Origin of the sequence: Kitasatospora sp. NPDC086791 (assembly GCF_040685975.1) — a bacterium.
GTDB lineage: Bacteria > Actinomycetota > Actinomycetes > Streptomycetales > Streptomycetaceae > Kitasatospora.
Map to the genome: position 1 here is coordinate 1 of NZ_JBFBOC010000001.1, position 21,120 is coordinate 21,120.

Consider the following 21,120-nt stretch of genomic DNA (forward strand, 5'->3'; position numbering starts at 1 on the left):
CAGCAGCAGCGCGTCGCCTGCGCCCGCGCCCTCGCCGGCAAGCCCGACATCATCTTCGCCGACGAACCCACCGGCAACCTCGACTCCCGCTCCGGAGCCGAGATCCTCTCCTTCCTCCGCAACTCCGTCCGCGAACTCGGCCAGACCGTCGTCATGGTCACCCACGACCCCGTCGCCGCCTCCTACGCCGACCGCGTCGTCTTCCTCGCCGACGGCCGCATCGTCGACGAACTCCACCACCCCACCGCCGACACCGTCCTGGACCGCATGCGCCGCTTCGACGCCAAGGGCCGCACCAGCTAGGGCCACCACCGGTCAGGGCCCGACAGCCCGCGGCACGCCCACCCCTCGACTACCCCCAGGACTGACAACCCCTCATGTTCCGCACCGCATTGCGCAACGTGCTGGCCCACAAGGGCCGACTGCTCATGACGACGCTCGCCGTCATGCTCGGCACCGCCTTCGTGGCCGGCACGCTCGTCTTCACCGACACGCTCGGCAGCGCGCTCAGGTCCCAGAACTCCAAGAGCTACACCGACATCGCCGTCACGGTCAGCGACCGGGAGGCGGTCGGCCGCGGCTACGACCACGGCGGGAAGGCCGCCACCGGCCCGACCCTCACCGAGGACACCCGCAAGGCCGTCGCGGCGCTGCCCGGCGCCGCCGAGGTGCGCGGCGTCGTCAGCGGCTTCGCCGGCATCGCCGACAAGAAGGGCGCGCTGATCGGCAACGGCTTCTCCACCACCGGCACCAACTACGTGCCGGGCGCCGACGGCACCGACCCGCGCTACCCGCTGGTCGAAGGCCGCGGCCCGCGCAGCGCCGGCGAGATCGCGCTGGACGCCAAGACCGCCGAGAAGGGCGGCTACCAGGTCGGCGACACCGTGCGGGTGGCCGTCAACGGCCCCGTGATGGAGCTCAAGCTCACCGGCACCCTGCGCACCAACGACCCGCGCGTGACGGCCGGCGGCTCGCTGGCCGCCTTCGACAGCGCCACCGCCCAGCAGCTCTACCTGAGCCCGGGCCGGTTCGGCGAGCTGGACGTCAAGGCCACGCCGGGCACCGACGACTCCGCGCTGCTCGCCGCCGTCAAGCAGGCCGTCCCGCACGGTGACACCATCGACGCCAGGACCGGCCGCGAGCTGGCCGCCGAGCAGGACCGGATGATCCAGCAGGGCACCAAGGGCATGAGCACCGCCCTGCTGGTCTTCGCGGGCATCGCGCTCTTCGTCGGCGTCTTCATCATCGCCAACACCTTCACCATGCTGGTCGCCCAGCGCACCAAGGAGCTCGCACTGCTGCGGGCCATCGGCGCCAGCCGCCGGCAGATCACCCGCTCCGTCAAGATCGAGGCGGCCCTGGTCGGCCTGACCGCCTCGGTGGCCGGTCTGGTGGCCGGCATCGGGATCGCCGCCGGGCTCCGGGCGCTGCTGAACGGCCCGCTGGAGGCCAACCTGCCGGACGGCCCGCTGGTGATCGCCCCGGGCACGGTCGTCGCCGCGATCGCGGTCGGCGTGCTGGTGACCCTGGTCGCCGCCTGGCTCCCGGCCCGCCGCGCCTCCCGGATCGCGCCGGTGGCGGCGATGAGCTCGGCCGAGCAGCCCGCCACCCACAAGAGCCTGGTGGTCCGCAACACCATCGGCCTGGTCCTCGCGCTGGCCGGTGCGGCCGGCCTGGCGGCGGGTGCGGCGGGCAAGGAGGTCAAGCTGGTCGGCGCCGGCGCGGGCGCGCTGCTGATCGGCGTGTTCGTGCTGACCCCGCTGCTGTCCCGGCCGCTGATCGCGCTGTTCGCCCCGCTGCTGGGCGGGCTGTACGGCACCCCGGGCCGACTGGCCAAGGAGAACGCGATCCGCAACCCGCGCCGCACCGCCGCCACCGCCTCGGCGCTGACCATCGGCGTCACCCTGATCACCGCGCTGACCGTGGTCGGCGCCTCGGTGAACAAGGCCGTGGACAAGGCGACCGCGAGCGACCTCAAGGCCGACTTCACGGTCACCATGCAGAACTACTCGATGCTCTCCCCCGAGGTCGCCACCCAGATCGCCAAGGCGCCCGGGGTCAGCGCGATGAGCGTGGAGCGCACCGTCCCCGTCACTGTCGGCGCGTCCGGTGCGACCGGTGCGTCCGGTGCCGCCGGCACCGACGGCGCGGCGGGTGCGGACGGCTCGGACGAGCCGGACACCACCTGGCTGACCTCGGTGGACGCCACGACCATCGACCAGCTGGCGACGGTCAAGGTCAAGGAGGGCGCCGCCGACGCCCTCAAGCAGGGCAAGCTGCTGGTCAGCGCCGGCTCCGCCGAGCACAGCGGCCACAAGGTCGGCGACACCCTCGCCGTCACCTACCCGGACGGCACCAAGGGCTCGCTGACCGTCGGCGGCATCCTGGAGTCCACCACCGCGCTCGCCGGGATCGTCGCCCCCGAGGCCGTGGTCGGCCCGCACGCGGCGCCCGGCACCGGCCCGAACCGGGTCCTGGTGAAGGGCACCGACGGCCCGAGCGAGAAGCTGAAGCAGGCGCTGCGCGACGCGACCGGCGGCAACCCGCTGATCGCCGTCAAGGGCGAGAAGGACATCAAGGCGGAGAACCGCCGGATCGTCACCGACATCCTGAACATGATGTACGGGCTGCTCGGGATGTCCGTGGTGATCGCGGTGCTCGGTGTGGTCAACACGATGGCGATGTCGGTGTTCGAGCGCCGCCGGGAGATCGGCATGCTGCGGGCGATCGGCCTGGACCGGCTCGGCATCCGCCGGATGGTCCGGCTGGAGTCGCTGCTGATCGCGCTGTTCGGCGGACTGGTCGGGGTCGTGCTCGGCATCGTGGTCGCCTGGGCGGGCCTGCGCACCCTGGCGGACACCTTCAAGGGCCTGACCATCGAGGTCCCGCCGGTGCAGATCCTCGGCTTCCTGGTCGCGGCCGCCGTGGTGGGCCTGCTGGCCGCCCTCTGGCCGGCCTACCAGGCGGCGAAGCTGGACATCCTGGGCGCCATCAAGAGCGAGTAGCCCGGCGCGTACGTCGAAGGAGCCCCCCGGGGCGGTTCGGTCGAACCGCCCCGGGGGGCTCCTTCACGTCACGGCCCGGGGGCTCGCGCCTCACGGCCGGACGAACGCCACGCCCTGGTTGCGGGGCTGCAGGCCGCCGGTGGTCAGGCCCTCGGCCGGGTCGGCGGAGAACCGGGCCCGTGCACACGGAACCGCCCCGCCCGGCGGGTGCCGGGGCGGGGCGGTGAGGTGCGTCGAGGTGCCGTGCGGTGCGGAACCGGCGGGTCAGGCGGCCGGCTTGGCGGTGACCGGCTGGGCGGGCTTGGTCCTGCTGCCGCCGCCGACGACGTTGAAGAAGACCGCCAGCGTCGGGACCAGGTAGAGCAGCCAGACGACCAGCTGCAGCACCGTCGGGTCCGGCTGGAAGTTGAACACGCCCTTCAGCAGGGTGCCGTACCAGCTGTCCTTGGGGATGGTGCTGGAGATGTCGAAGGCCACGCTGTGCAGGCCGGGCAGCCAGCCGGCCTCCTGCAGGTCGTGCACGCCGTAGGCGAGCACGCCGGCCGCGACCACGACCAGCATCGCGCCGGTCCAGGTGAAGAACTTGGCCAGGTTGATCTTCAGCGCGCCGCGGTAGAAGAGCCAGCCGAGCACCGCCGAGGTGAGCAGGCCGAGCGCGGCGCCGACCAGCGGGTTCCAGCCGTCGTCGGTGGCCTGCACGGCCGACCAGATGAACAGCGCGGTCTCCAGGCCCTCGCGGCCGACGGCCAGGAAGGAGGTGACCACCAGGGCCGTGGTGCCCATCGCGACCGCCGCGTCCAGCTTGCCGTGCAGCTCGGTCTTCAGGTGCCGGGCGGTGCGCCGCATCCAGAACACCATCCAGGTCACCAGACCGACCGAGATGATCGACAGCGAGCCGCCGAGCGCCTCCTGGGCCTCGAAGGTCAGCTGCGAGGAGCCGAACTGCAGCACCGCGCCGAAGGCCATCGAGAGCACCACGGCGGAGACGACGCCAAGCCACACCGGCGGCAGCTTGTCCTTGCGGTCGGTCTTGACCAGGTAGGCGATCAGGATGCAGACGACCAGGCTGGCTTCGAGGCCTTCGCGCAGACCGATCAGGTAGTTGCCGAACACGCTGGCTCCCTGGGGGTGAGGAGGTGGTACGTACGGGGGTGGCGGCGGGTCAGCCGAACAGGGCCTGGCCCCACCACTCCCCCGGCTTGCGCACGCCCGCCGGGCAGGCGAAGTGGGCGGAACCGACGTGCTGGATGTACTCGTTGAGCTTGTCGCTCGACGCCAGGCGGGTCTGCAGCGGCACGAAGGCCTTGCGGGTGTCGCGCTGGTAGGCGAGGAAGAACAGGCCGGCGTCCAGGCGGCCGAGGCCGTCGGTGCCGTCGGTGAAGGAGAAGCCGCGACGCAGGATCATCAGGCCGCTGTTGGCGTCCGGGTGGGCGAGCGCGACGTGCGAGTCGGCGGGCATCGCCTTGAGGTCCGGCGCGTCGTGCTCCTTGGCCTTGCCGTACGGCGCGCCCTCGCCCTTGGTGCGGCCGAAGACGTCCTCCTGCTCCTTGAGCGAGGTGCGGTCCCAGGTCTCGATGTGCATCCGGATCCGCCGGGCGACCAGGTAGGAGCCCCCGGTCATCCACTCGGGGCCGTCGCCGGGGGCGGCCCAGACGTGGTCGGCGAGCTTCGCGGTGTCGGTGCCCGCGATGTTGTGGGTGCCGTCCTTGAAGCCCATCAGGTTGCGCGGGGTCTGCGCGTCCGGGGTGGTGGAGGAGGTCTTGCCGAAGCCGAGCTGGGACCAGCGGATGTTGACGGTGCCCATGCCGATCCGGGCCAGGTTGCGGATCGCGTGCACGGCGACCTGCGGGTCGTCGGCGCAGGCCTGGACGCAGAGGTCGCCGCCGCTGCGGGCGGGGTCGAGCTTGTCGCCCTTGAAGCCCGGCAGGTCGATCAGGGCCTCGGGGCGCTGGGCCTTCAGGCCGAAGCGGTCGACGCCGTCCTTCTCGAACAGGCTCGGGCCGAAGCCGATGGTGAGGGTGAGCCGGGAGGCGGGCAGGCCGAGCGCCTCGCCGGTGTCGTCCGGCGGCGCCTCGGGCAGGCCGGTGGCGGCGCCGGTGCCGACCTCGCGGCCGCCGGTCATCGCGGCGGCCGCCTTGGTCCAGTCCTTGAGCAGCTTGACCAGGGAGTCCCGGGTGGCCTTCTCGGAGACGTCGAAGGCGGCGAAGTGCAGCCGGTCCTGGACCGGGGTGGCGATGCCGGACTGGTGGTCGCCGTAGAACGGCACCTCGGCACCGGCCGGGGCGGCGGCCGCCGGGGCGGGGTCGTCCTGCCTGGTGGCCGCGGCGACCGAGCCGACGGCGGCGGCGCCGAGCGCGACGCCCGCACCGGCCCAGCCGATGACGGCGCGCCGGCTCACCGCGCCCTTGGTCGCGGCGGCGGCGGTGGCCGGCGTCCCGTTCTGCTGCTCGTTCACGGCGTCCATCGGCGGGCGGGCCCTTCTCGGTACTGAACTGCTCGGGGTGCTGCGGTGTCGTGCGGTGCTGCGGTGCTGCGGTGCTGCGGTGCTGCGGTGCTGTGCGGTGGTGCCGGCCGGTGCCGAACTGCTGTGCGCCGGCTCACGGATGCCGTGACGGCCGGTTCGGGCCGCCACGGCGTCGGTGGGGTGGGTGGTGCCGGGTGTGCGCGGCCGGTTACTTGACGACCACGGCGGCGGCCAGCTTCGACAGCGGCTCGCCCAGCGAGTTGACCGCGTCGGAGAAGGTCTTGCGCTCGGCCTCGGTGATCTTGTCGTAGGAGGTGAAGGTGCCGTCGGCCTGCTTGTACTTGGCGAGCAGGGCGTTGATGGCGGCGAACTCGGAGTCCAGCGTCTTGGCCAGCTCCGGGTCCTTCTCGGAGGCGACCGGCTTCAGCAGCTCGTAGGCCTTCTGCGCACCGTCGACGTTGGCCTGGAAGTCGGCCAGGTCGGTGTGGCTGTAGCGCTCCTCCTCACCGGTGATCTTGTTGGTGGCGACCTCGTCCAGCAGCTCCTTGGCGCCGTTGGCCATGCTGGTCGCGGTGATCTCGGCCTGGGGGATCTTCTTCTGCCAGTCCTTGAGGTCGTTCACCAGCTGGTCGGCGAGCTTCTTCTCGTCGTCGCCGGTCTTGGCGTCGACCCAGAGCGACTTCTCCAGCTTGTGCCAGCCGGTCCACTGCTGGCCGGCCTCGACCTTGTCCTCGCGGGTGTCGGTCTTGGGGTCGACGTCGCCGAAGCTCTCGGCGACCGGCTCGGTGCGCTCCCAGCCGGTGCGCGAGGCCGCGTACAGCGACTTGGCCTTCTCCAGGTCGTCCGCCTTGATGGCGGCGACGAAGGCCTCGACGGCCGGGATGGTGGCGTCGGCCTGCTCCTGCGCGTACGTGCGGTAGGCGTCGACGGCGGCGGTCAGGCGCGGGTCGGTCGGCTTGGCGCTGCCGCCGTCGCCGGAGACGGTGATCTTCTGGCGGATGCCGTCGCCGACCATGCCGGGCTTGCAGGCGATCTCGTACGAGCCGGCCTTGATCTCGGCGTTGATGCTGGCCTTGGTGCCGGGACCGATGTTCTCGCGCTCGGTGATGATCTTGTCACCGTCGCCGTAGACGTAGACCTCGGTGGTCTTGGAGCCCTTGTTGCTGATGTCCAGCACGACGTGACCGGCCGGGAAGGTGGTCTTGGACACCTCGCACGCGGTGTCGCTCGCGTTCACCTTGACCGCGTCGGAGGAGCCCGCCTTGTCGTCCGTCTTGGACGAGCAGCCGGCCAGGGTTGCGGTCGCCACGGCGAGGGTGAGCAACGTGGCGGCGGTGGAACGGCGACGGGCGGACATGCGTGCTCCAACGGAAAAGGGCATGGGGGTGCCGAGGCAGTGCGGGGTCGGCGGGGCGGACCCCGTCGTTAGCTAAGGCATACCTTAGCTATGGATGTCCCAGCGTCTACACCCACCCCCTGAACCGTTACCTTCCCGGAGTGCGGCGGGCGGCGGCCCGGGCGGTCCAGCGGCCCTCGTGGCGGCTGATCCGGATCGGGTGGCCGAAGGTCTCGCTGATCAGTTCGGTGGTCATCACCTCGTCCACCGGCCCGGCCGCCACGCACGCGCCCCCGCGCAGCAGCAGGGCGTGGGTGGTGCTCTCCGGCAGCTCCTCCAGGTGGTGGGTGACCAGCACGCTGGCCAGCTCCGGGTGCTGGTGGCGCAGCAGGTCCAGACTGTCGAGCAGCAGCTCGCGGGCGGTGAGGTCCAGCCCGGTGGCGGGTTCGTCGAGCAGCAGCAGGCGCGGGCTGGGCATCAGGGCGCGGGCGATCAGGGCCCGGCCGCGCTCGCCCTGGGAGAGGGTGGTCCACGGCGCCTCGGCCATCGCGCTCATGCCGAGCGTCCCGATCAGCAGCTCGGCCCGCTCCAGCACCTCCGGGGCCGGCTTGCGGTGCGGCTCCGGCTCGATGGTGTTGGTGTGCCCGGTGAGCACCACCTCGCGGACGGTCAGCGGCGAGCGCAGCGGGTGGCGCGGGTTGACGTGTCCGAGGTGGGAGCGCAGCTCGCGGATGTCGACCCGGCCGAGCCGGTGGCCGAGCACGTCCACCTCGCCCCGGGTGGGGTGGGAGACCGCGCCGAGCAGGGCGAGCAGGGTGGACTTGCCCGCCCCGTTGGGGCCGAGCAGCGCCCAGTGCTCGCCGGGCCGGATGTCGAGGGTGATGCCGCGCAGCAGGTGGCGGCCGTCGCGCACGACGTCCACGTCCCGGGTGCGCAGCAGCGGTCCGTCGGTGCTCGGGCTCATGGGGTGGGTCTCCGTTCCCGGCGCCGGGCAGGGGCGTTGGCAGGGGTGCGGGCGCAGGCGCGGACGCGGGGCGCCGCACCGGACGGACCGGCGCCGTCCGTCCGCGTGCAGAGTACAACCGTCGGCCGGGGCGGAGCCGGGCCGTCCGAACCGTGGACGCGCCACAACCCTGTTGCCAGAGGGCAGTTGGGAGGAGGATCGTGCCTCTGAGGGGACGAGGGGGAAGCGGGATGCGCGTGGACACCGAGCGGGCCGGGACACTGCACGGGCTGGTCGCGCAGCGGGCCCACCGGGCGCCGGCGGCGGTGGCCGTGCGCTGCGGCGAGCACGAGCTGACGTACGGGGAGCTGGACGGCCGGGCGGAGCGGCTGGCCGCCCTGCTGGCGGAGCGCGGCCTGGCGCCGGGCGGGCGGGCGGCGGTCGCGCTGGGCCGGGGCACCGGGGTGTACGTGGCGCTGCTGGCGGTGCTGAAGGCGGGCGCCGCGTACGTGCCGTTGGAGCCGAGCGCGCCCGACGCGCTGCTGCGGCACGTGCTGGCCGACGCCGCGCCGGACCTGGTGGTGACCGAGGAGGTGCACCGGGTCCGGCTGGCGGACGCGAGCGGGGCGCCGCTGGTCTGCGTCGACACGGCCGGGCCCGCGGTGGCCCCCTCGGCGGCCCCCTTCGAGCCGCCGGAGGTCGCGCCGGAGGACCTCGCCTGCGTGTTCTACACCTCCGGTTCCACCGGCCTGCCGACCGGCGCGCTGGTCGAGCACCGCAACCTGCTGGCCGCGTACGAGGGCTGGCGCGAGGTGTACGGGCTGACCGCCGAGGACCGGATCCTGCAGACGGCGAGCCTGGAGTTCGACGTCTTCACCGCCGACTGGGTGCGCGCGCTGGGCACCGGCGCGACCCTGGTGGTCACCCCGTTCAACCTCACCCTGGACCGCACCGCCGACCTCGGCGCGCTGCCGGCCCTGGTGGCCGCCGAGCGGATCACCGTCCTGGAGCTGAACGTCCGCACCGCGCGCCGGCTCACCGCGCTGCTGGCGCGGACGGGCACGGCGCTGCCCGGGGTGCGACTGCTCACCGTCGGCGCCGAGAAGTGGTACCTGGACGAGCAGTTGGGCCTGCAGCGGCTGCTCGGCGAGCGGACCAGGGTGCTGAACGTCTACGGCCTGGCCGAGGCCACCGTGGACAGCACGTACTTCGACGCGCAGGGCACGGCCGTCGCCGACGGCGCCGAGCGGGCCTCGCTGGTCGGCCGCCCGTTCCCGGGCACCCGGGTGTACGTGCTGGGCCCGGACGGCACCCCGGCACCGCGCGGGAGGCTCGGTGAGATCGCGATCGCCGGCACCGGCCTGGTCCGCGGCTACCTCAACCGGCCGGCGGACACCGCCCGCCGCTTCGTCCGGGCGGACTTCGACCCGGACGGGCGGGTGCTGCTGACCGGCGACCTCGGGGTACTGCGGGCCGACGGCGTACTGGAGTTCACCGCCCGGGCCGCGACCGTGGTCGGGCCGCTCGGCACGCAGCGCGCGACCACGGTGCTGAACCGGGTCCGGGCGGCGGCGCGGGCCGAGGCGGTGCTGCGCGGGCATCCCGCGGTCCGGGAGGCGGCCGTCGTCGAGGTGGAGCCGGAGCGGGGCAAGCGGCTGCTGGTCGGCTACGCGGTGACCGCCCCGGGGGCGGCGGGCGGTTCGGGCGGCACGGGCAGTGCGGGCGGCTCGGACGACGCGGACGGGGCGGGCGGCGCGGACGGCTGGTCGCTCTCGCAGTACCTGAAGGCGGAGCTGACGGACTCCCCGGTGCCCGTCGCCGTCGTCCCGGTGCCGGAGCTGCCGCGCACCCGGGCGGGCAAGCTGGACCGCGCGGCGCTGCCGCTGCCGGCCCCGCCGGAGCACACCGCGCCGCGCTCGGCCAAGGCGGGCGGACGCGGCGGCGGCAAGGGCGGTGGCAAGGCCGGGGGCGGAGGCTCCGGCGGCTCGGGCTTCGTGAACGGCTGTGCGGCGGTCGTCTGCGTCCTGATTTTCGCCGCGGGCGCCTGGGCGGTGTCCGATGCGCTCTTCCCCGGCTCGACCGACGTCAGCGGTGTCCCCGCCCCGTACGACGACCTGTTCCGGCTGCTGTACCTGTGCGAGGACCTGGCGTTCGGCACCGGGGTGGTCTACCTCGCCGCCGGGTTCGAGGCGGTCCTGCGGCTGGGCCGGCCCTACCGGCTGTCGGTGCTGACCCACCTGTCGATCACCTGGCTGCTGGTCAACTGGTGTCCGCAGGACAACCTCTACCGGCTCACCAGGGCCACCGACTGGCCGCGCGAGGCGGCGCTGGTGTTCGCGTTCAACATCCCGCTGATGCTCGCGGCGCTGGTGCTGGTCCGCTTCGTCGTCTGGCGTCCGCCGGCCGGGAAGGGGTGACGTCCCCTCACCCCGGCCGGGATGGGCTGACGCCTCCTCACCTGAGCGCCTCGAACATCCCGGCCAGCCCGTGGTTCGCGGCGGCGACCAGCGCCTCGGCCGCGTCCAGCGCCTCGGCGTCCGGCCCGGCGAGGGCGAGGCCGACGGTGGGTTCGGGCTCCTGGCAGGCGGTCGGGATCAGCGGGAGCAGGGTGACGCCGAGCCGGGCGCAACGCGGCCGCAGCCGTTCCAGGTGGTCGTGCAGCGCAGCCTGGGCGAGCCGGGCGCCGAGCGGCATCCCGTCCAGGGTGCGGACCAGGTGGCCCGGGCCGCGCACCCGGTCGAGGCGGGCGGCCAGCACGAAGGCGACGGCCGGGCCGGTGAGCCGCAGGTTGATCTCGGTGGGGGCGAGCCGGCGCTCCCGGTCGGTGACGAAGTCGACGTCGAACCAGCCGCGGTAGCCCTCGGCGGCGAGCCGCTCCCCCACTGCCAGGGCGAACCGACGGGCGGTCGCGGCGGCGCCCTGTGGCACCGCGCCGGGGCCGACGGTGACGCCCTGGTAGCGGGTGCCGGCCACGTCCATGGCGCCCGCGCCGACCGGGTGGACGATGCCGTCCGGGCCGATCACGGCGTCGTGGGTGAGGTCGCGCAGCCGGGCGGCCGGGCCCGGGTCGATGTGCTCCTCCAGCAGCAACGCGCCGTCGGAGGGCAGGAGTTCGGTGCGGACCAGGCGCCGCAGCAGGGCTGCGCCGCCGCCCGCGGCGAACAGGACGGCGGGCTCGACCACGACGGTCCCGTAGCCGCCGACGCCGTAGGGGCTCTTCAGCACGGTGGTCCGCCCCCGGGCGGCGCGGGCGGTCAGCAGCCGGGCGGCCCGGCGCCGGCCGTCCGGGCGTTCCTGGCGCGGCAGGCGGATGCCGGGGTGCCCGGGGGCCAGGGCGGCGAACAGGTCGTGCGCGGCGGCCTTGGACTCGTAGCGGCGCACGACGGCCGGCTCCCCGGACTCGCCCCGGGCCACCGCGTGCCCCCAACCCACCACCGGGTGGCCCGAGTCGGCGATCCGCGCGGCCAGGGCCGGGCGGGCGGCGAGCGCCTCGGCGAGCGTGCGGTCCGGCGCCACGCCGCTGTGCACCTCGACCGGGCCCCAGGCCAACTCCCGGGCCAGCCAGTCGGTCCACTCCGGGGCGACCTCGGCGGGCAGCACCAGCAGCGCCGGTTCGGGGCTGTAGCCGACGGCCAGACAGGCGTAGTGGTGCGCCTGCCGCAGCCGTCGCAGGCGTTGGGCGGCCGCCATGCCGGAGCCGAAGAACTGCGCGTTGAAGTCCGCGACGTCGCCCACGTGGACCGCCGCCCGGCCGCCGGTCCAGGCCCCCACCCATCCGTCCATGGTCGGCAGCCTAGGGCTTTCCCGGGCGAGGCCGCAGGTAGTCGACCGTCACGACGGCACTGTGGAGAGCTTGTTAACTTCTGATCATTTTTGACTGTCCAAGGACACAGCTTGGCAAAGTTATGACCTTCCCTCTAGCTGAACCTGACTGCTCGCCGTCAATCTCTGACCCAGCTCCTATCCCTGCAGCTAACCCCCACTGGAGTCAGAGTGACCCCCACGTCCTCCTTCCGCCGTGCCCGCGTGGCCGCAGCCATCGCGGTCGTCGCCGCCCTCGCCGGTGCGACCGTCCCCGCCGCCACGGCCTCCGCCGCGGCCGACCCGCGCGCGGCCGCGATATCCCAGGCCCGCGCCAACGTCGCCCACAACGCGACGGTCTTCGGCTTCGGCACCGGCCAGGACCTCGTGCTCAAGGACGTCGTGCTCGACGCCGACGGCACCTCGCACGTCCGCTTCGACCGCACCTACCAGGGCCTGCCCGTCGTCGGCGGCGACCTGGTCGTCCACCAGGACGCCAGGGGCAGGCTGAAGGACACCTCGCGCGCGGCCGCCCACGACGCCGCCGTGAAGTCGACCACCCCCAAGGTGCCCGCGCAGTCCGGCGCCGCCGACGCGCTCTCCGCCGCCCCGGGCGTCCGGGACGCCGTCAGCACCCCCGAGCTGATCGTCTGGGCCGCCGACGGCGCCCCCCGCCTCGCCTGGCGCACCACCGTCGAGGGCACCGGCGAGCACGGCCAGCCGGCCGGCAAGGTGGTCGTCACCGATGCCACCACCGGCGAGCAGATCGAGTCCTACGACGCCGAGCACGAGGCCTCCGGCACCGGCAACTCGGAGTACACCGGCACGGTCACCGTCGACACCACTCCGGTCAGCGGCGGCTACACCCTCACCGACCCGGTCCGCGGCCACGTCACCAAGGACGCCCACAACCTCTCGTCGAGCTCGATCAAGGCCTCCTCGGGCACCGCGTTCACCAGCACCACCAACGTCTGGGGCGACGGCAGGAAGTTCTCCACCGACCGCTCCACCGCGGCCGTCGACGCCCACGCCAACACCGCCTGGACGTACGACTACTACAAGAACACCTTCGGCCGGAACGGCATCAAGAACGACGGCAAGGGCGCCACCGTCTTCGTGCACGTCGGCACCAACTGGGACAACGCCCAGTGGTCCGACAGCTGCTTCTGCATGATGACCGGCGACGGCGACGGCACCCACGACCCCGAGCAGGTCGACCTCGACACCATGGGCCACGAGATGACCCACGGCGTCACCAGCGCCACCGCCAACCTGCGCTACAGCGGCGAGTCCGGCGGCCTCAACGAGTCCACCAGCGACATCTTCGGCACCATGGTCGAGTGGTACGCCAACAACAAGGTCGACACCCCCGACTACCTGTTCAGCGACCAGTCCACCCCGCCGTGGCTGCGCCGCTTCGACAAGCCCTCGCTGGACGGCCGCTCGGCCGACTGCTGGAGCAGCTCGGTCGGCAAGCTGGACGTGCACAACTCCTCGGGCGTCGGCAACCACTGGTTCTACCTGGCCAGTGAGGGCAGCGGCAGCAAGACCATCAACGGCTTCACCTACAACAGCCCCACCTGCAACAGCTCCACGGTGACCGGCATCGGCAACCAGAAGGTCGCCAAGATCTGGTACCGCGCGCTGACCGTCTACATGACGTCCACCACCAACTACAAGGGCGCCCGCACCGCCTCGCTGAGCGCGGCCAAGGACCTCTACGGACTCAACAGCACCGAGTACAAGGCCGTCGCGGCGGCCTGGAGCGGCGTCAACGTCAACTGACGCCCGGCGTAGGACGGTTCGGTGTCCGGCGGTCCGCGGCTAATGGTCGAACCCGATGTGGCAGTGGTCGTGGTGGGTGTCGTCGGTGAAGAACTGGTTGCCGGCGCCCGGGATCACCACCGGACCGCCCACGTTGTACGAACCGGCGGCGGCCGCGTCCCGCATGAAGGACTCGATCAGCCGCCGGGGCGTGGCCGGATCCACCACGGCCATGCCGTCGATCCGCCAGACGTCGAAGGCCCGGCCCGGCGGATGGTCGCTGGGCCGGGTCGTCCCGAAGACGTCCAGCGGATGGCCGGTCCGCACCACGCTCACCGACAGCGTGTACGGGCCGGCCAGCCGCAGCATCGCCTCCGGCACGCTGTCGTGGACGGTGCCGCTGCGCAGGTCGGCCGCCGCTTCGGGCGGCAGCTCGATCCTCGGCTCGGCCAGCACCCGGGCCACCGCCGGGGGCGGCGGGGTGACGGCCGGGCCGGCGACGCCCGGGTGCAGCTCGGTGACGGTCCAGCGCGGCGCGGCCCGGCTCAGCCGGACGTCCACCGTCGTGCCGCCCTCGGCCACCGAACCGTCCGCGCCCCGGGTCCACTGGCGGCAGACCACCAGCACGCTCGCCGAGTCGGTGAGGATCCCGCCGTACTGGGCGACGATCACCTCCAGGCTCGCCTCGACCGCCGGCGGGGCCAGCGGGCCCGCCTGGTCGGCCAGCGCGGGCGGCAGGCCGAGCGCCGCCACCCGGGCCCGGGCCGCCTCCACGCCCTGACCGCCGGGCGGCCAGGCGCCGAGCGCGGCGACCAGCTCGACGGCGCGGAGCTTCACGTCGGGCTGGATCTCGGACGGACCGGGCCGCCAGAGCGGCGGCTGGGGCAGCGGGGTGGGCGTCGGGATCGGGGTGGGTGCCGCGGTCGGCGAACCGGCCGGCGATCCGGTCGGCGCAGCGGACGTCGCGGTGGGTGTCGCGGTGGATGCCACGGAGGGTGTCGCGGGGGACGCCGTCGCGCTCGAACTCGACCCCGCGGCCTGCGACTTGCCCCCGCTCGTGCACCCCGCCGCACCACCCAGCACCAGCGCCGCCGCCGCACCCGCCCGCAGCACCGCGCGCCGGTCGGTGCCCCGGCTGCCGTCGCCGGTCGTCCGGCGCTCCGCCCCGCGTGCCGCCCTGCGGTCGGTCACGGGGCCCGGCATCGGGTCCGTCGTCAGGTCCGGAATCGGGTCGGTCATGCGGTCAGTATGCGACCCGGGGCCTCGTACGCGACGGAGGCACCCACGACGCCCGGCGCCGCCTCGCCGTGGCAGCGCCGGTAGTTGTGGTGCGGCTGTCGTGCAACCGTCGCGTCGTCCCCGCGCTCGCCGGACGCCGTCCGGTGCCCGGCGCACCGACTCCCGTCGAAGCCACGGCTCTGCTCAGTCACCGCCCAGGCGGTCTTCGGAGCCCTCACGGTCGCCCCCGAGCCGCTCCGGGGCCGGACTCCGGCCGTCCACCGGCCGAGCACCCGTCACGTCCTCGCGCGCCACACCCGGCAACCTAACCGGCGGCGCCGGGCGGCGGCCAGGCCGCGGTCCAACCGGCCAGTTCCGCCGGGCGGTTGGTGATGATGCCGTCCACGCCCGCCGCCGCGAGGGCCTTCCAGCGGTCCGGCCGGTCGACCGTCCAGACGTTGACCGCGACCCCGGCGGCGTGCAGGTCCCGGACCACACCGGGGCGGGTGGCGAGCGCGTCGTCCGAGGGGTTGTAGGCGGCCAGGCCGAGTTCGCGGGCGGTGGCGACCGGGTCGGCGTCCAGGGTGGAGCGGAGCAGGCCGAGCGGCAGTTCGGGGGCCAGCTCGCGGGCGTGACGCAGGGCGTCCACCTCGAAGCTCTGGACGACGACCCGGTCGGTCATGCCGTGGTCGCGCACCTCCCGGACGATCCGGGCGACCTCGTCGCGGGTGTGCGGCCCCTTGATCTCCAGCAGCAGCTTGCCGCCCCTGGCGCGCAGGTCCTCCAGCTGGGCGGCGAGGGTCGGCAGCCGGGTGCCCGCGTAGGCCGGGGCGAACCAGGATCCGGCGTCCAGCGCGTCCAGCTGGGCGGCGGTCAGGTCGCGGATCCGGCCGGTGCCGTCGGTGGTGCGGTCGACGGTGTCGTCGTGCAGCACGTACGGGACACCGTCCTTGCTGGGCTGGACGTCGTCCTCGATCCACTCGGCACCCGCCCGCCGGGCCACCTCGTCGGACACCAGGGTGTTCTCGGGCGCGGCGGCGGAGGCACCGCGGTGCGCGTACACGGTCGGCGGCGCGCCGGGCGGACGGGGCCGGGCGTCGGTCGCCGGGGCGGGCGGGGCGGCGGGCCCGACGGCCGGCGCGACAGGCGCTCCGGTGAGCGCCACCGCGCCGAGCGCGGCCCCGAGCAGCCCGGCGAGCAGGCCGGCCTGGCGACGGCGGGGGTGCAGGACGTACCGCGGGTGCCGCTTGGGTGTCATGTCCCGCACGCTACGGGCGCCGGGGCGGATCCGCTGCCCCGACACCGGGACACCCGGGTGACCCGGCGGCCGGACGTCACCCCTCCCCCAGCGGAGCCAACAACACCTCCGCCGACGCCGTCCGCGCATACGGCACCGACCGCCCGACCCGATGGGCGGTGACGAGTCGGGCGTCCCGCAGGGCCGTCAGGTACTGGGACACCGAGGAGGGCGACAGCCCCGTCCGTCGCGCGAGCTCGGTGGTCGACGCCGGGGCCGCCAGCTCCGTCAGCAGCCTGGTGCGGGAGAGGCCGAGGACGGCGGCCAGGGCCTCGGTGCCGGCCGCCGGTGCGGTCGCCCACAGGGTGCCGGTCCCGCGCGCCGGGTAGGCGAGCTGCAACGGGTCCGGCGGGGCGAGGCGGGTGTAGAGCGCCGGACCGGTGAAGGCGGAGGGGATCAGCAGCAGAGCCGCCCCGGCCGTCCGGCCCGGCAGCGGGCGGGTGCGGTGGCGCAGCCGCAGGGTGTCCTCCGTCCAGCGGAGTTCGGCGTGCAGGTCGTTCAGGACCCGCGCCGCGCCGCGCTCGGCGGCCTGTCGGGCGCGGTGCAGCACGTCCGCGTCCAGCACGGCGCGGATCCGCGCCCAGTACGGGGCGAGCGCGAGCTCCCAGTACGCCTCGACCGCCTCGGTGAGCCGGCCCAGTCCGCCCGCCGGGTCGCCGTAGAGCGCGCGCAGCCGGGGCCCGGCCGGCCCCGGTCGTCCCGCAGCCGGTCGAGGTCGCGGCGGACCCGTTCGGCCGGGGTGGCCCGGATCGCCGCCGGCTCCTCCGCCGGGGTGGGGGCGGGCCCGGCGGGGGTCGGGTTGATGAAGTCCGGCACGCACCCGGCGGGCGGGACGAGTTCGGCCGGCAGCGCGTACGCCGGGCCGAGCGCCGCCAGCCGGGGTCGCACCTGCTCCGCCCAGGGGCGGTGGACGGGGTGGGCGAGCCCGGAGCGCAGCAGCCGCAGGCTCGGGCCGACCTCCCACATCGGGGAGACCGCGAAGCGCGTCCGCGCCAGGTCGCGCGCCGTGAACAGCAGCTCGGCCGCCAAGCCCCCACCCCCCGTGGATTCAGACATGTTCGAATCTTTGGCGGTCAGGCTAGTGCACCAACGATCATGACCGGCATGACTTCGGAGACCACTGCCCACACCGCACCCGTATCCACTGCCGCCCCCGTGACCGCCGCCGCCTCCGGCACCTGGATGCTCGGCGACCGCGCCGTCCACCGGATCGGCTTCGGCGCGATGCGGCTGCCGCAGACCGGCCCGGCGCTGGTCCCGCACGCCGTGCCGCGCGACCGTGAGCAGGCCCTGCGGGTGCTGCGCCGCGCGGTCGAACTCGGCGTCGACCACATCGACACCGCCGCCTTCTACTTCTCCCCGCTGCGTTCGGCCAACGAGCTGATCAACCGGGCACTCGCGCCGTACTCCGACGACCTGGTGATCGCCACCAAGGTCGGCCCGGGCCGCGGCCCCGACGGCCACTGGGTGGAGCACGCCCGCACCCCCGAGCGGCTGCGCGCCCAGGTCGAGCAGAACCTGCGCCAGCTCGGCCGCGACCACCTCGACCTGGTCAACCTGCGGATCCTCGGCACCGACTCCGTCGCCGAACGCTTCGGCGCGCTGGCCGAGTTGCGGCAGGCCGGGCTGATCCGCCGGCTCGGGCTCTCCAACGTCCACCCGCACCAGCTGGCCGAGGCGCAGTCCATCGCGCCCGTGGTCTGCGTGCAGAACCCGTACGGCATCGGCGCCTCGGCCGCGCAGGACGAGCTGCTGCGCCTCTGCGGCGAGCAGGGCATCGCCTTCGTCCCCTTCTACGCGATCGCGGGCGCGGGGCGGCAGCACGGCGCGGGCCAGGCCGAGCCCGCCCAGGTGCGGGCGGTGGCCGAGGCGCGCGGGGTGAGCGCCGCACAGGTGCGCCTGGCCTGGACGCTGCACCGCGGCCCGCACGTCCTGGCCATCCCGGGCACCGGCGACCCGGCGCACCTGGAGGACAACCTCGCCGCCGGAGCACTGCGGCTGTCGGCCGAGGAACTGACGCTGCTCGACGCGGCCCACGCGGAAGCAGCCGGCGCCGACGCGGCCCGCACCAGCTGATCCGCAGGACTGCCCGAACCGCACCGCCGTCCGGGCCATCCGACCGGCTACCGATCCCCCCGTAGACAGAAATATGCAGACCGGTCTACTATCGCCGCATGGGAGTCAAGGGCGAGGAGACCCGGGCCCGGCTGATCGCCGGCACCAGGGAACTGATCGAGGCGAAGGGCTACTTCGGGACCGGCCTCAATCAGATCGTGGCCGCCACCGGTGCGCCGCGCGGCTCGCTCTACTTCCACTTCCCCGGCGGCAAGGACCAGTTGGTGGCGGCCGCGCTCACCGAGGCCGGCCAGGAGGTCGAGGCGCTGCTCGCCGCACTCGCCTCCGGCGGCGCGGACACCGCCACCCTCGCCGAGCAGCTGATCGACGCCTTCGCCGAGCGCCTGGCGCGCTCCGACTACACCAGCGGCTGCCCGATCGCGACCGTCGCCCTGGAGACAGCGGGCACCAACGAGCCGCTGCGGACCGTCTGCGCCGAGGTGTACGCGGGCTGGCAGCAGGTGCTGGCCGACCGGCTCGCGGCCGACGGCTTCGGCCCGGACGAGGCCGACACCGCTGCCGGCCAGGCACTCGCCCTGCTGGAGGGCGCGGTCCTGCTCGCCTCCGTCCGGCGCAGCCGCGAACCGCTGGACCACGCCCGCCACGCCGTCCGGCACCTGCTCGGCAGCGCGTAGCCGACCGCCGCGCCGCACCTCCCCCTCCCGCGCCCTCCCTGCCCCCCGTCCTTCCGCCTGCCCAAAAAATATGCAGACCGGTCTACTGATTCCTTCCCCACCAATCCCCAACCGCCTGGAGCGCACCATGACACCCGCCCCGCCGCCCCGCACGCTCGTCCTCGGCGCCACCGGCTTCCTCGGCCGCTGGCTGGTCCTCGAACTCCTCACCCGCGGCGAACCCGTGGCCGTCACGGTCCGCGGCACCGGCCGCGCCGCCGCCCTCCGCCGCTGGCTGCACGAACACGACGCCGACGGCACCGCCCTGACCACCGTCACCGCCGACCTCACCCGCCCCGGCCTCGGCCTCACCCCCGAGGACGACGCCCGGCTCACCGAGGTCCGCGACGTCCACAACCTCGCCGCCCGCTACGACTTCGGCCTCACCCGCGCCCAGGCCGAACCCCCCAACGTCCACGGCGCCCTGCACGCGCTGCGGTGGTCCGCCACCCGGCCCCGGCTGCGCCGCCTGGTCCACCTCTCCGGCTACCGCGTCGGCCGCGACCCGAACCCGCAGTACCCGCTCACGGACCGCGCCACCGCCGCGCTCTACACCCGGCTCGGCGCGTACGAAGCCTCGAAGCAGCTCGGCGACGCCGCCGTCCGCGTCACCGCACCCCGCCTCGGCGTGCCGCTCACCACCGTCAACCCGAGCAGCGTCATCGGCCACTCACGCACGGGCGAGGCCGGCCAGTACCTCGGTCTGGCCCAACTGGTCCGCCAACTCCACCGCGGCCGGCTCCCCCTGCTGCCCGGCACCCGGCGCACCTTCCTGCCCGTCGTCACCGTCGACCACCTGGCCCGCTTCCTGGCCGCCGTCCCGGACCACGACCGCGCCCCGCTCCAGGCCCACACCGTCCTCGACCCCGCGACCCCCTTCCTCCCCGACCTGATCACCCTCCTCGCCACCCACCTCCACGTCCGCCCACCCCGCGGCCTGATCCCCGTCCCCCTGGTCCGCCGCCTCCCCCGCGCCCTCACCGGCGCCGACCCGGAGACCCTCACTTTCCTCTCCGAGGACCAGTACGACACCGCCTCCGCCGACCACCTCGCCACCGCGGCCGGCCTCACCCACCCACCCCTCACCCCCGCCCTCACCCACTGGGCCACCCGCCTCGTCACCGACGGCTTCGGCACCCCCTGACCCGACCCGTGCGGCGCGTCCCGTGCCACGATCCGATCCGGAGCAGGTCAGCGACACGCGAGATACCGCTCGAACGCCTCCTGCCCGTCCGGAACGAAGCGCCACTGCCCCACGGCCTCGTCCACATCGAGCCAGTACGAGCCGATCGCCCAGCCCCGGACAGTCACGCCATCTCCCGCGACCGCCGCGCCGACGAAGACGATCACAGTGTCACCGGCGAGGAAGTCGCGCAGGGCGCGGACGACGCGGGCGGCGACGGACTCGGGTGGCGTCAACCGGCGTCGCCCACCCGCCCGTCAGCGATCGTGGACCGAGTCGTAGGACCGCACCAGAAGTCGGCTCGGCCGACTGCTTACCTGCCCCCGGCCCGGCTGCGGGCCCGGGGGCACTTGTGGGCCGGCCGGTCGGTCAGTTCGCCTTTCGGACGATCACGGCGTCACCGGCGGCGGCTGCGTCGGCGAAGAAGTCGCGTAGGGCGCGTAGGTCGTTGACGACTCGGGCGGCGACGGACTCGGACCAGGGGGTCGGGTAGCCGAGGGTCGTGACGGTGCGGGCGAGGATGCTGTCCTGTTGGCGGACGAGTTCGCCGAGGGCGGAGTCGCGCAGGAAGGTGGAGGCGGCCACGACCTGGTCGGGGCGCATCACCAGGGTCTCGGCGTCCGGCTCGGGTCGGCCGCCGCCGTAGACGGGGAGCCGGGCGGCGGGGTCGGGGTGCAGGCCGTTCTCGGTGAGGGCGAGTTCCATCAGGGCCGCGGTGCGCCGGACCCCGAGGGCGAGCCCGGCGGCGGCCAGCCGGTCGTAGCGGACGTCGCGGTCCCGGGGCACCAGTTCGCCGAGTTCCTCCGGCGAACAGCTGTCCACGGCCGGACCCGGCAGGCGGCACCAGAAGTGATCCACACTCACCCGCTCAGCCTAACGAAGTCCCGACCACCGTGTGGAACACCGCCACCGCGCGGGGACGGCTCAGGCCTCGCCGGGGTGCCAGGCGGGCCATTCCCAGGGGCGGTCGGCCCAGTGGACGCGCTGCGGGTCGCGCGGGTCGAGGTCCGGGAAGAGCTGGTGGATGCGCGGCTCGAACTCCTCCGGCCCGAGCGGCTCCCAGCCGTGGCCCTCGAAGTGGACGAGGCGGTAACGGCTGTCGGTCCGGAACTCGGCCACGTCGACCAGGGGTGCGGTCGTGCTGTTGGTCTCCATGACCCCAAGCATGTGGCGCGGTGGCAATCAACGCCCGTTCAGACCCCTCTTCCGGGTCATGTCCCTGCGTCGGCGCGCTCGTTGAGCACGGAAAGGTACGTCGGGGGGCCGCTGGAAGGACGAGCAGATGACTGGGCAGCCCACCGGAGGGCAGTGGCAGTGGCC

18 protein-coding genes and 1 pseudogene are annotated in these 21,120 nt (G+C 74.2%); 7 read left to right on the forward strand and 12 right to left on the reverse strand.

Annotated features, from left to right (window positions below; translation table 11 throughout):
- Window positions 1–303 (forward strand): annotated as a pseudogene (locus tag AB0Q99_RS00005) (ABC transporter ATP-binding protein); the annotation flags it as partial.
- A gap of 74 nt (window positions 304–377) precedes the next feature.
- Entirely contained in the window at window positions 378–3,005 is a 2,628-nt protein-coding gene (locus AB0Q99_RS00010; RefSeq protein ID WP_363566778.1) for an ABC transporter permease, read from the forward strand.
- 264 nt (window positions 3,006–3,269) lie between these two features.
- On the opposite strand, the gene efeU is transcribed toward AB0Q99_RS00010, so the two are convergent.
- From efeU to AB0Q99_RS00030, 4 genes are all read right to left on the reverse strand, one after another.
- Entirely contained in the window at window positions 3,270–4,118 is an 849-nt protein-coding gene (gene efeU, locus AB0Q99_RS00015) for an iron uptake transporter permease EfeU (RefSeq protein ID WP_363566780.1), read from the reverse strand.
- A 49-nt stretch (window positions 4,119–4,167) separates the two neighbouring features.
- Window positions 4,168–5,469, reverse strand: coding sequence for an iron uptake transporter deferrochelatase/peroxidase subunit (gene efeB / locus AB0Q99_RS00020; RefSeq protein WP_363566782.1), 1,302 nt, complete (start codon window positions 5,467–5,469; stop codon window positions 4,168–4,170).
- Window positions 5,470–5,677: 208 nt separating this feature from the next.
- On the reverse strand, window positions 5,678–6,826 hold the full coding sequence (efeO, locus tag AB0Q99_RS00025; RefSeq protein WP_363566784.1) for an iron uptake system protein EfeO: 1,149 nt from the start codon (window positions 6,824–6,826) through the stop codon (window positions 5,678–5,680).
- A gap of 127 nt (window positions 6,827–6,953) precedes the next feature.
- On the reverse strand, window positions 6,954–7,769 hold the full coding sequence (locus AB0Q99_RS00030) for an ATP-binding cassette domain-containing protein (RefSeq protein WP_363566786.1): 816 nt from the start codon (window positions 7,767–7,769) through the stop codon (window positions 6,954–6,956).
- A gap of 230 nt (window positions 7,770–7,999) precedes the next feature.
- Here AB0Q99_RS00030 and AB0Q99_RS00035 point away from each other — a divergent pair, with 230 nt between their 5' ends.
- Window positions 8,000–10,165, forward strand: a complete 2,166-nt coding sequence (locus tag AB0Q99_RS00035; protein WP_363566788.1) for an AMP-binding protein — start codon at window positions 8,000–8,002, stop codon at window positions 10,163–10,165.
- 37 nt (window positions 10,166–10,202) lie between these two features.
- Here AB0Q99_RS00035 and AB0Q99_RS00040 read toward each other — a convergent pair whose 3' ends face one another.
- On the reverse strand, window positions 10,203–11,531 hold the full coding sequence (locus tag AB0Q99_RS00040; RefSeq protein ID WP_363566790.1) for a hypothetical protein: 1,329 nt from the start codon (window positions 11,529–11,531) through the stop codon (window positions 10,203–10,205).
- A 243-nt stretch (window positions 11,532–11,774) separates the two neighbouring features.
- Here AB0Q99_RS00040 and AB0Q99_RS00045 point away from each other — a divergent pair, with 243 nt between their 5' ends.
- Window positions 11,775–13,334 carry a M4 family metallopeptidase gene (locus AB0Q99_RS00045; protein ID WP_363566792.1) on the forward strand — a complete coding sequence of 520 codons (1,560 nt, stop codon included), beginning with the start codon at window positions 11,775–11,777 and terminating at the stop codon, window positions 13,332–13,334.
- Between the two features lie 39 nt (window positions 13,335–13,373).
- Here AB0Q99_RS00045 and AB0Q99_RS00050 read toward each other — a convergent pair whose 3' ends face one another.
- From AB0Q99_RS00050 to AB0Q99_RS00065, 4 genes are all read right to left on the reverse strand, one after another.
- Window positions 13,374–14,552: a hypothetical protein gene (locus AB0Q99_RS00050; protein ID WP_363566794.1), complete on the reverse strand. Its 1,179-nt coding sequence runs from the start codon at window positions 14,550–14,552 to the stop codon at window positions 13,374–13,376.
- Window positions 14,553–14,856: 304 nt separating this feature from the next.
- Window positions 14,857–15,789, reverse strand: a complete 933-nt coding sequence (locus AB0Q99_RS00055; protein ID WP_363566796.1) for a glycerophosphodiester phosphodiesterase family protein — start codon at window positions 15,787–15,789, stop codon at window positions 14,857–14,859.
- 76 nt (window positions 15,790–15,865) lie between these two features.
- Complete coding sequence (locus AB0Q99_RS00060) at window positions 15,866–16,393, reverse strand: helix-turn-helix domain-containing protein (protein ID WP_363566798.1); 528 nt, start codon at window positions 16,391–16,393, stop codon at window positions 15,866–15,868.
- Entirely contained in the window at window positions 16,327–16,884 is a 558-nt protein-coding gene (locus tag AB0Q99_RS00065) for a hypothetical protein (protein ID WP_363566800.1), read from the reverse strand. Before AB0Q99_RS00065 ends, AB0Q99_RS00060 begins: the two co-directional genes overlap by 67 nt.
- A gap of 48 nt (window positions 16,885–16,932) precedes the next feature.
- On the opposite strand from AB0Q99_RS00065, the gene AB0Q99_RS00070 reads away from it, so the two are divergent.
- The 3 genes from AB0Q99_RS00070 (at window position 16,933) to AB0Q99_RS00080 (ending at window position 19,761) form a co-directional block, all read left to right on the forward strand.
- Window positions 16,933–17,904, forward strand: coding sequence for an aldo/keto reductase (locus tag AB0Q99_RS00070; protein ID WP_363566802.1), 972 nt, complete (start codon window positions 16,933–16,935; stop codon window positions 17,902–17,904).
- Between the two features lie 98 nt (window positions 17,905–18,002).
- A complete protein-coding gene (locus tag AB0Q99_RS00075; RefSeq protein ID WP_363566804.1) occupies window positions 18,003–18,578 on the forward strand; it encodes a TetR/AcrR family transcriptional regulator in 576 nt (191 codons plus the stop codon).
- Between the two features lie 127 nt (window positions 18,579–18,705).
- Window positions 18,706–19,761, forward strand: a complete 1,056-nt coding sequence (locus AB0Q99_RS00080; RefSeq protein WP_363566805.1) for an SDR family oxidoreductase — start codon at window positions 18,706–18,708, stop codon at window positions 19,759–19,761.
- Between the two features lie 47 nt (window positions 19,762–19,808).
- Here the strand turns inward: AB0Q99_RS00080 and AB0Q99_RS00085 are convergent, their stop codons facing one another.
- The 3 genes from AB0Q99_RS00085 to AB0Q99_RS00095 all read right to left on the reverse strand — a co-directional run bounded on the left by AB0Q99_RS00085 (window position 19,809) and on the right by AB0Q99_RS00095 (window position 20,955).
- A complete protein-coding gene (locus AB0Q99_RS00085; protein ID WP_363566807.1) occupies window positions 19,809–20,036 on the reverse strand; it encodes a hypothetical protein in 228 nt (75 codons plus the stop codon).
- Between the two features lie 133 nt (window positions 20,037–20,169).
- Window positions 20,170–20,664 carry a hypothetical protein gene (locus AB0Q99_RS00090; protein ID WP_363566809.1) on the reverse strand — a complete coding sequence of 165 codons (495 nt, stop codon included), beginning with the start codon at window positions 20,662–20,664 and terminating at the stop codon, window positions 20,170–20,172.
- Window positions 20,665–20,724: 60 nt separating this feature from the next.
- A complete protein-coding gene (locus tag AB0Q99_RS00095) occupies window positions 20,725–20,955 on the reverse strand; it encodes a hypothetical protein (protein ID WP_363566811.1) in 231 nt (76 codons plus the stop codon).
- Window positions 20,956–21,120: the final 165 nt, after the last annotated feature.

What these genes read in the sequence shown, in the direction of transcription:
- AB0Q99_RS00010 (WP_363566778.1), top strand. Translation starts at nt 378, where the DNA reads ATGTTCCGCACCGCATTGCGCAACGTGCTGGCCCACAAGGGCCGACTG.
- efeB (WP_363566782.1), bottom strand. Translation starts at nt 5,469, where the DNA reads ATGGACGCCGTGAACGAGCAGCAGAACGGGACGCCGGCCACCGCCGCC.
- efeO (WP_363566784.1), bottom strand. Translation starts at nt 6,826, where the DNA reads ATGTCCGCCCGTCGCCGTTCCACCGCCGCCACGTTGCTCACCCTCGCC.
- AB0Q99_RS00030 (WP_363566786.1), bottom strand. Translation starts at nt 7,769, where the DNA reads ATGAGCCCGAGCACCGACGGACCGCTGCTGCGCACCCGGGACGTGGAC.
- AB0Q99_RS00035 (WP_363566788.1), top strand. Translation starts at nt 8,000, where the DNA reads ATGCGCGTGGACACCGAGCGGGCCGGGACACTGCACGGGCTGGTCGCG.
- AB0Q99_RS00040 (WP_363566790.1), bottom strand. Translation starts at nt 11,531, where the DNA reads ATGGACGGATGGGTGGGGGCCTGGACCGGCGGCCGGGCGGCGGTCCAC.
- AB0Q99_RS00050 (WP_363566794.1), bottom strand. Translation starts at nt 14,552, where the DNA reads ATGACCGACCCGATTCCGGACCTGACGACGGACCCGATGCCGGGCCCC.
- AB0Q99_RS00055 (WP_363566796.1), bottom strand. Translation starts at nt 15,789, where the DNA reads ATGACACCCAAGCGGCACCCGCGGTACGTCCTGCACCCCCGCCGTCGC.
- AB0Q99_RS00065 (WP_363566800.1), bottom strand. Translation starts at nt 16,884, where the DNA reads ATGTCTGAATCCACGGGGGGTGGGGGCTTGGCGGCCGAGCTGCTGTTC.
- AB0Q99_RS00070 (WP_363566802.1), top strand. Translation starts at nt 16,933, where the DNA reads ATGACTTCGGAGACCACTGCCCACACCGCACCCGTATCCACTGCCGCC.
- AB0Q99_RS00075 (WP_363566804.1), top strand. Translation starts at nt 18,003, where the DNA reads ATGGGAGTCAAGGGCGAGGAGACCCGGGCCCGGCTGATCGCCGGCACC.
- AB0Q99_RS00080 (WP_363566805.1), top strand. Translation starts at nt 18,706, where the DNA reads ATGACACCCGCCCCGCCGCCCCGCACGCTCGTCCTCGGCGCCACCGGC.
- AB0Q99_RS00095 (WP_363566811.1), bottom strand. Translation starts at nt 20,955, where the DNA reads ATGGAGACCAACAGCACGACCGCACCCCTGGTCGACGTGGCCGAGTTC.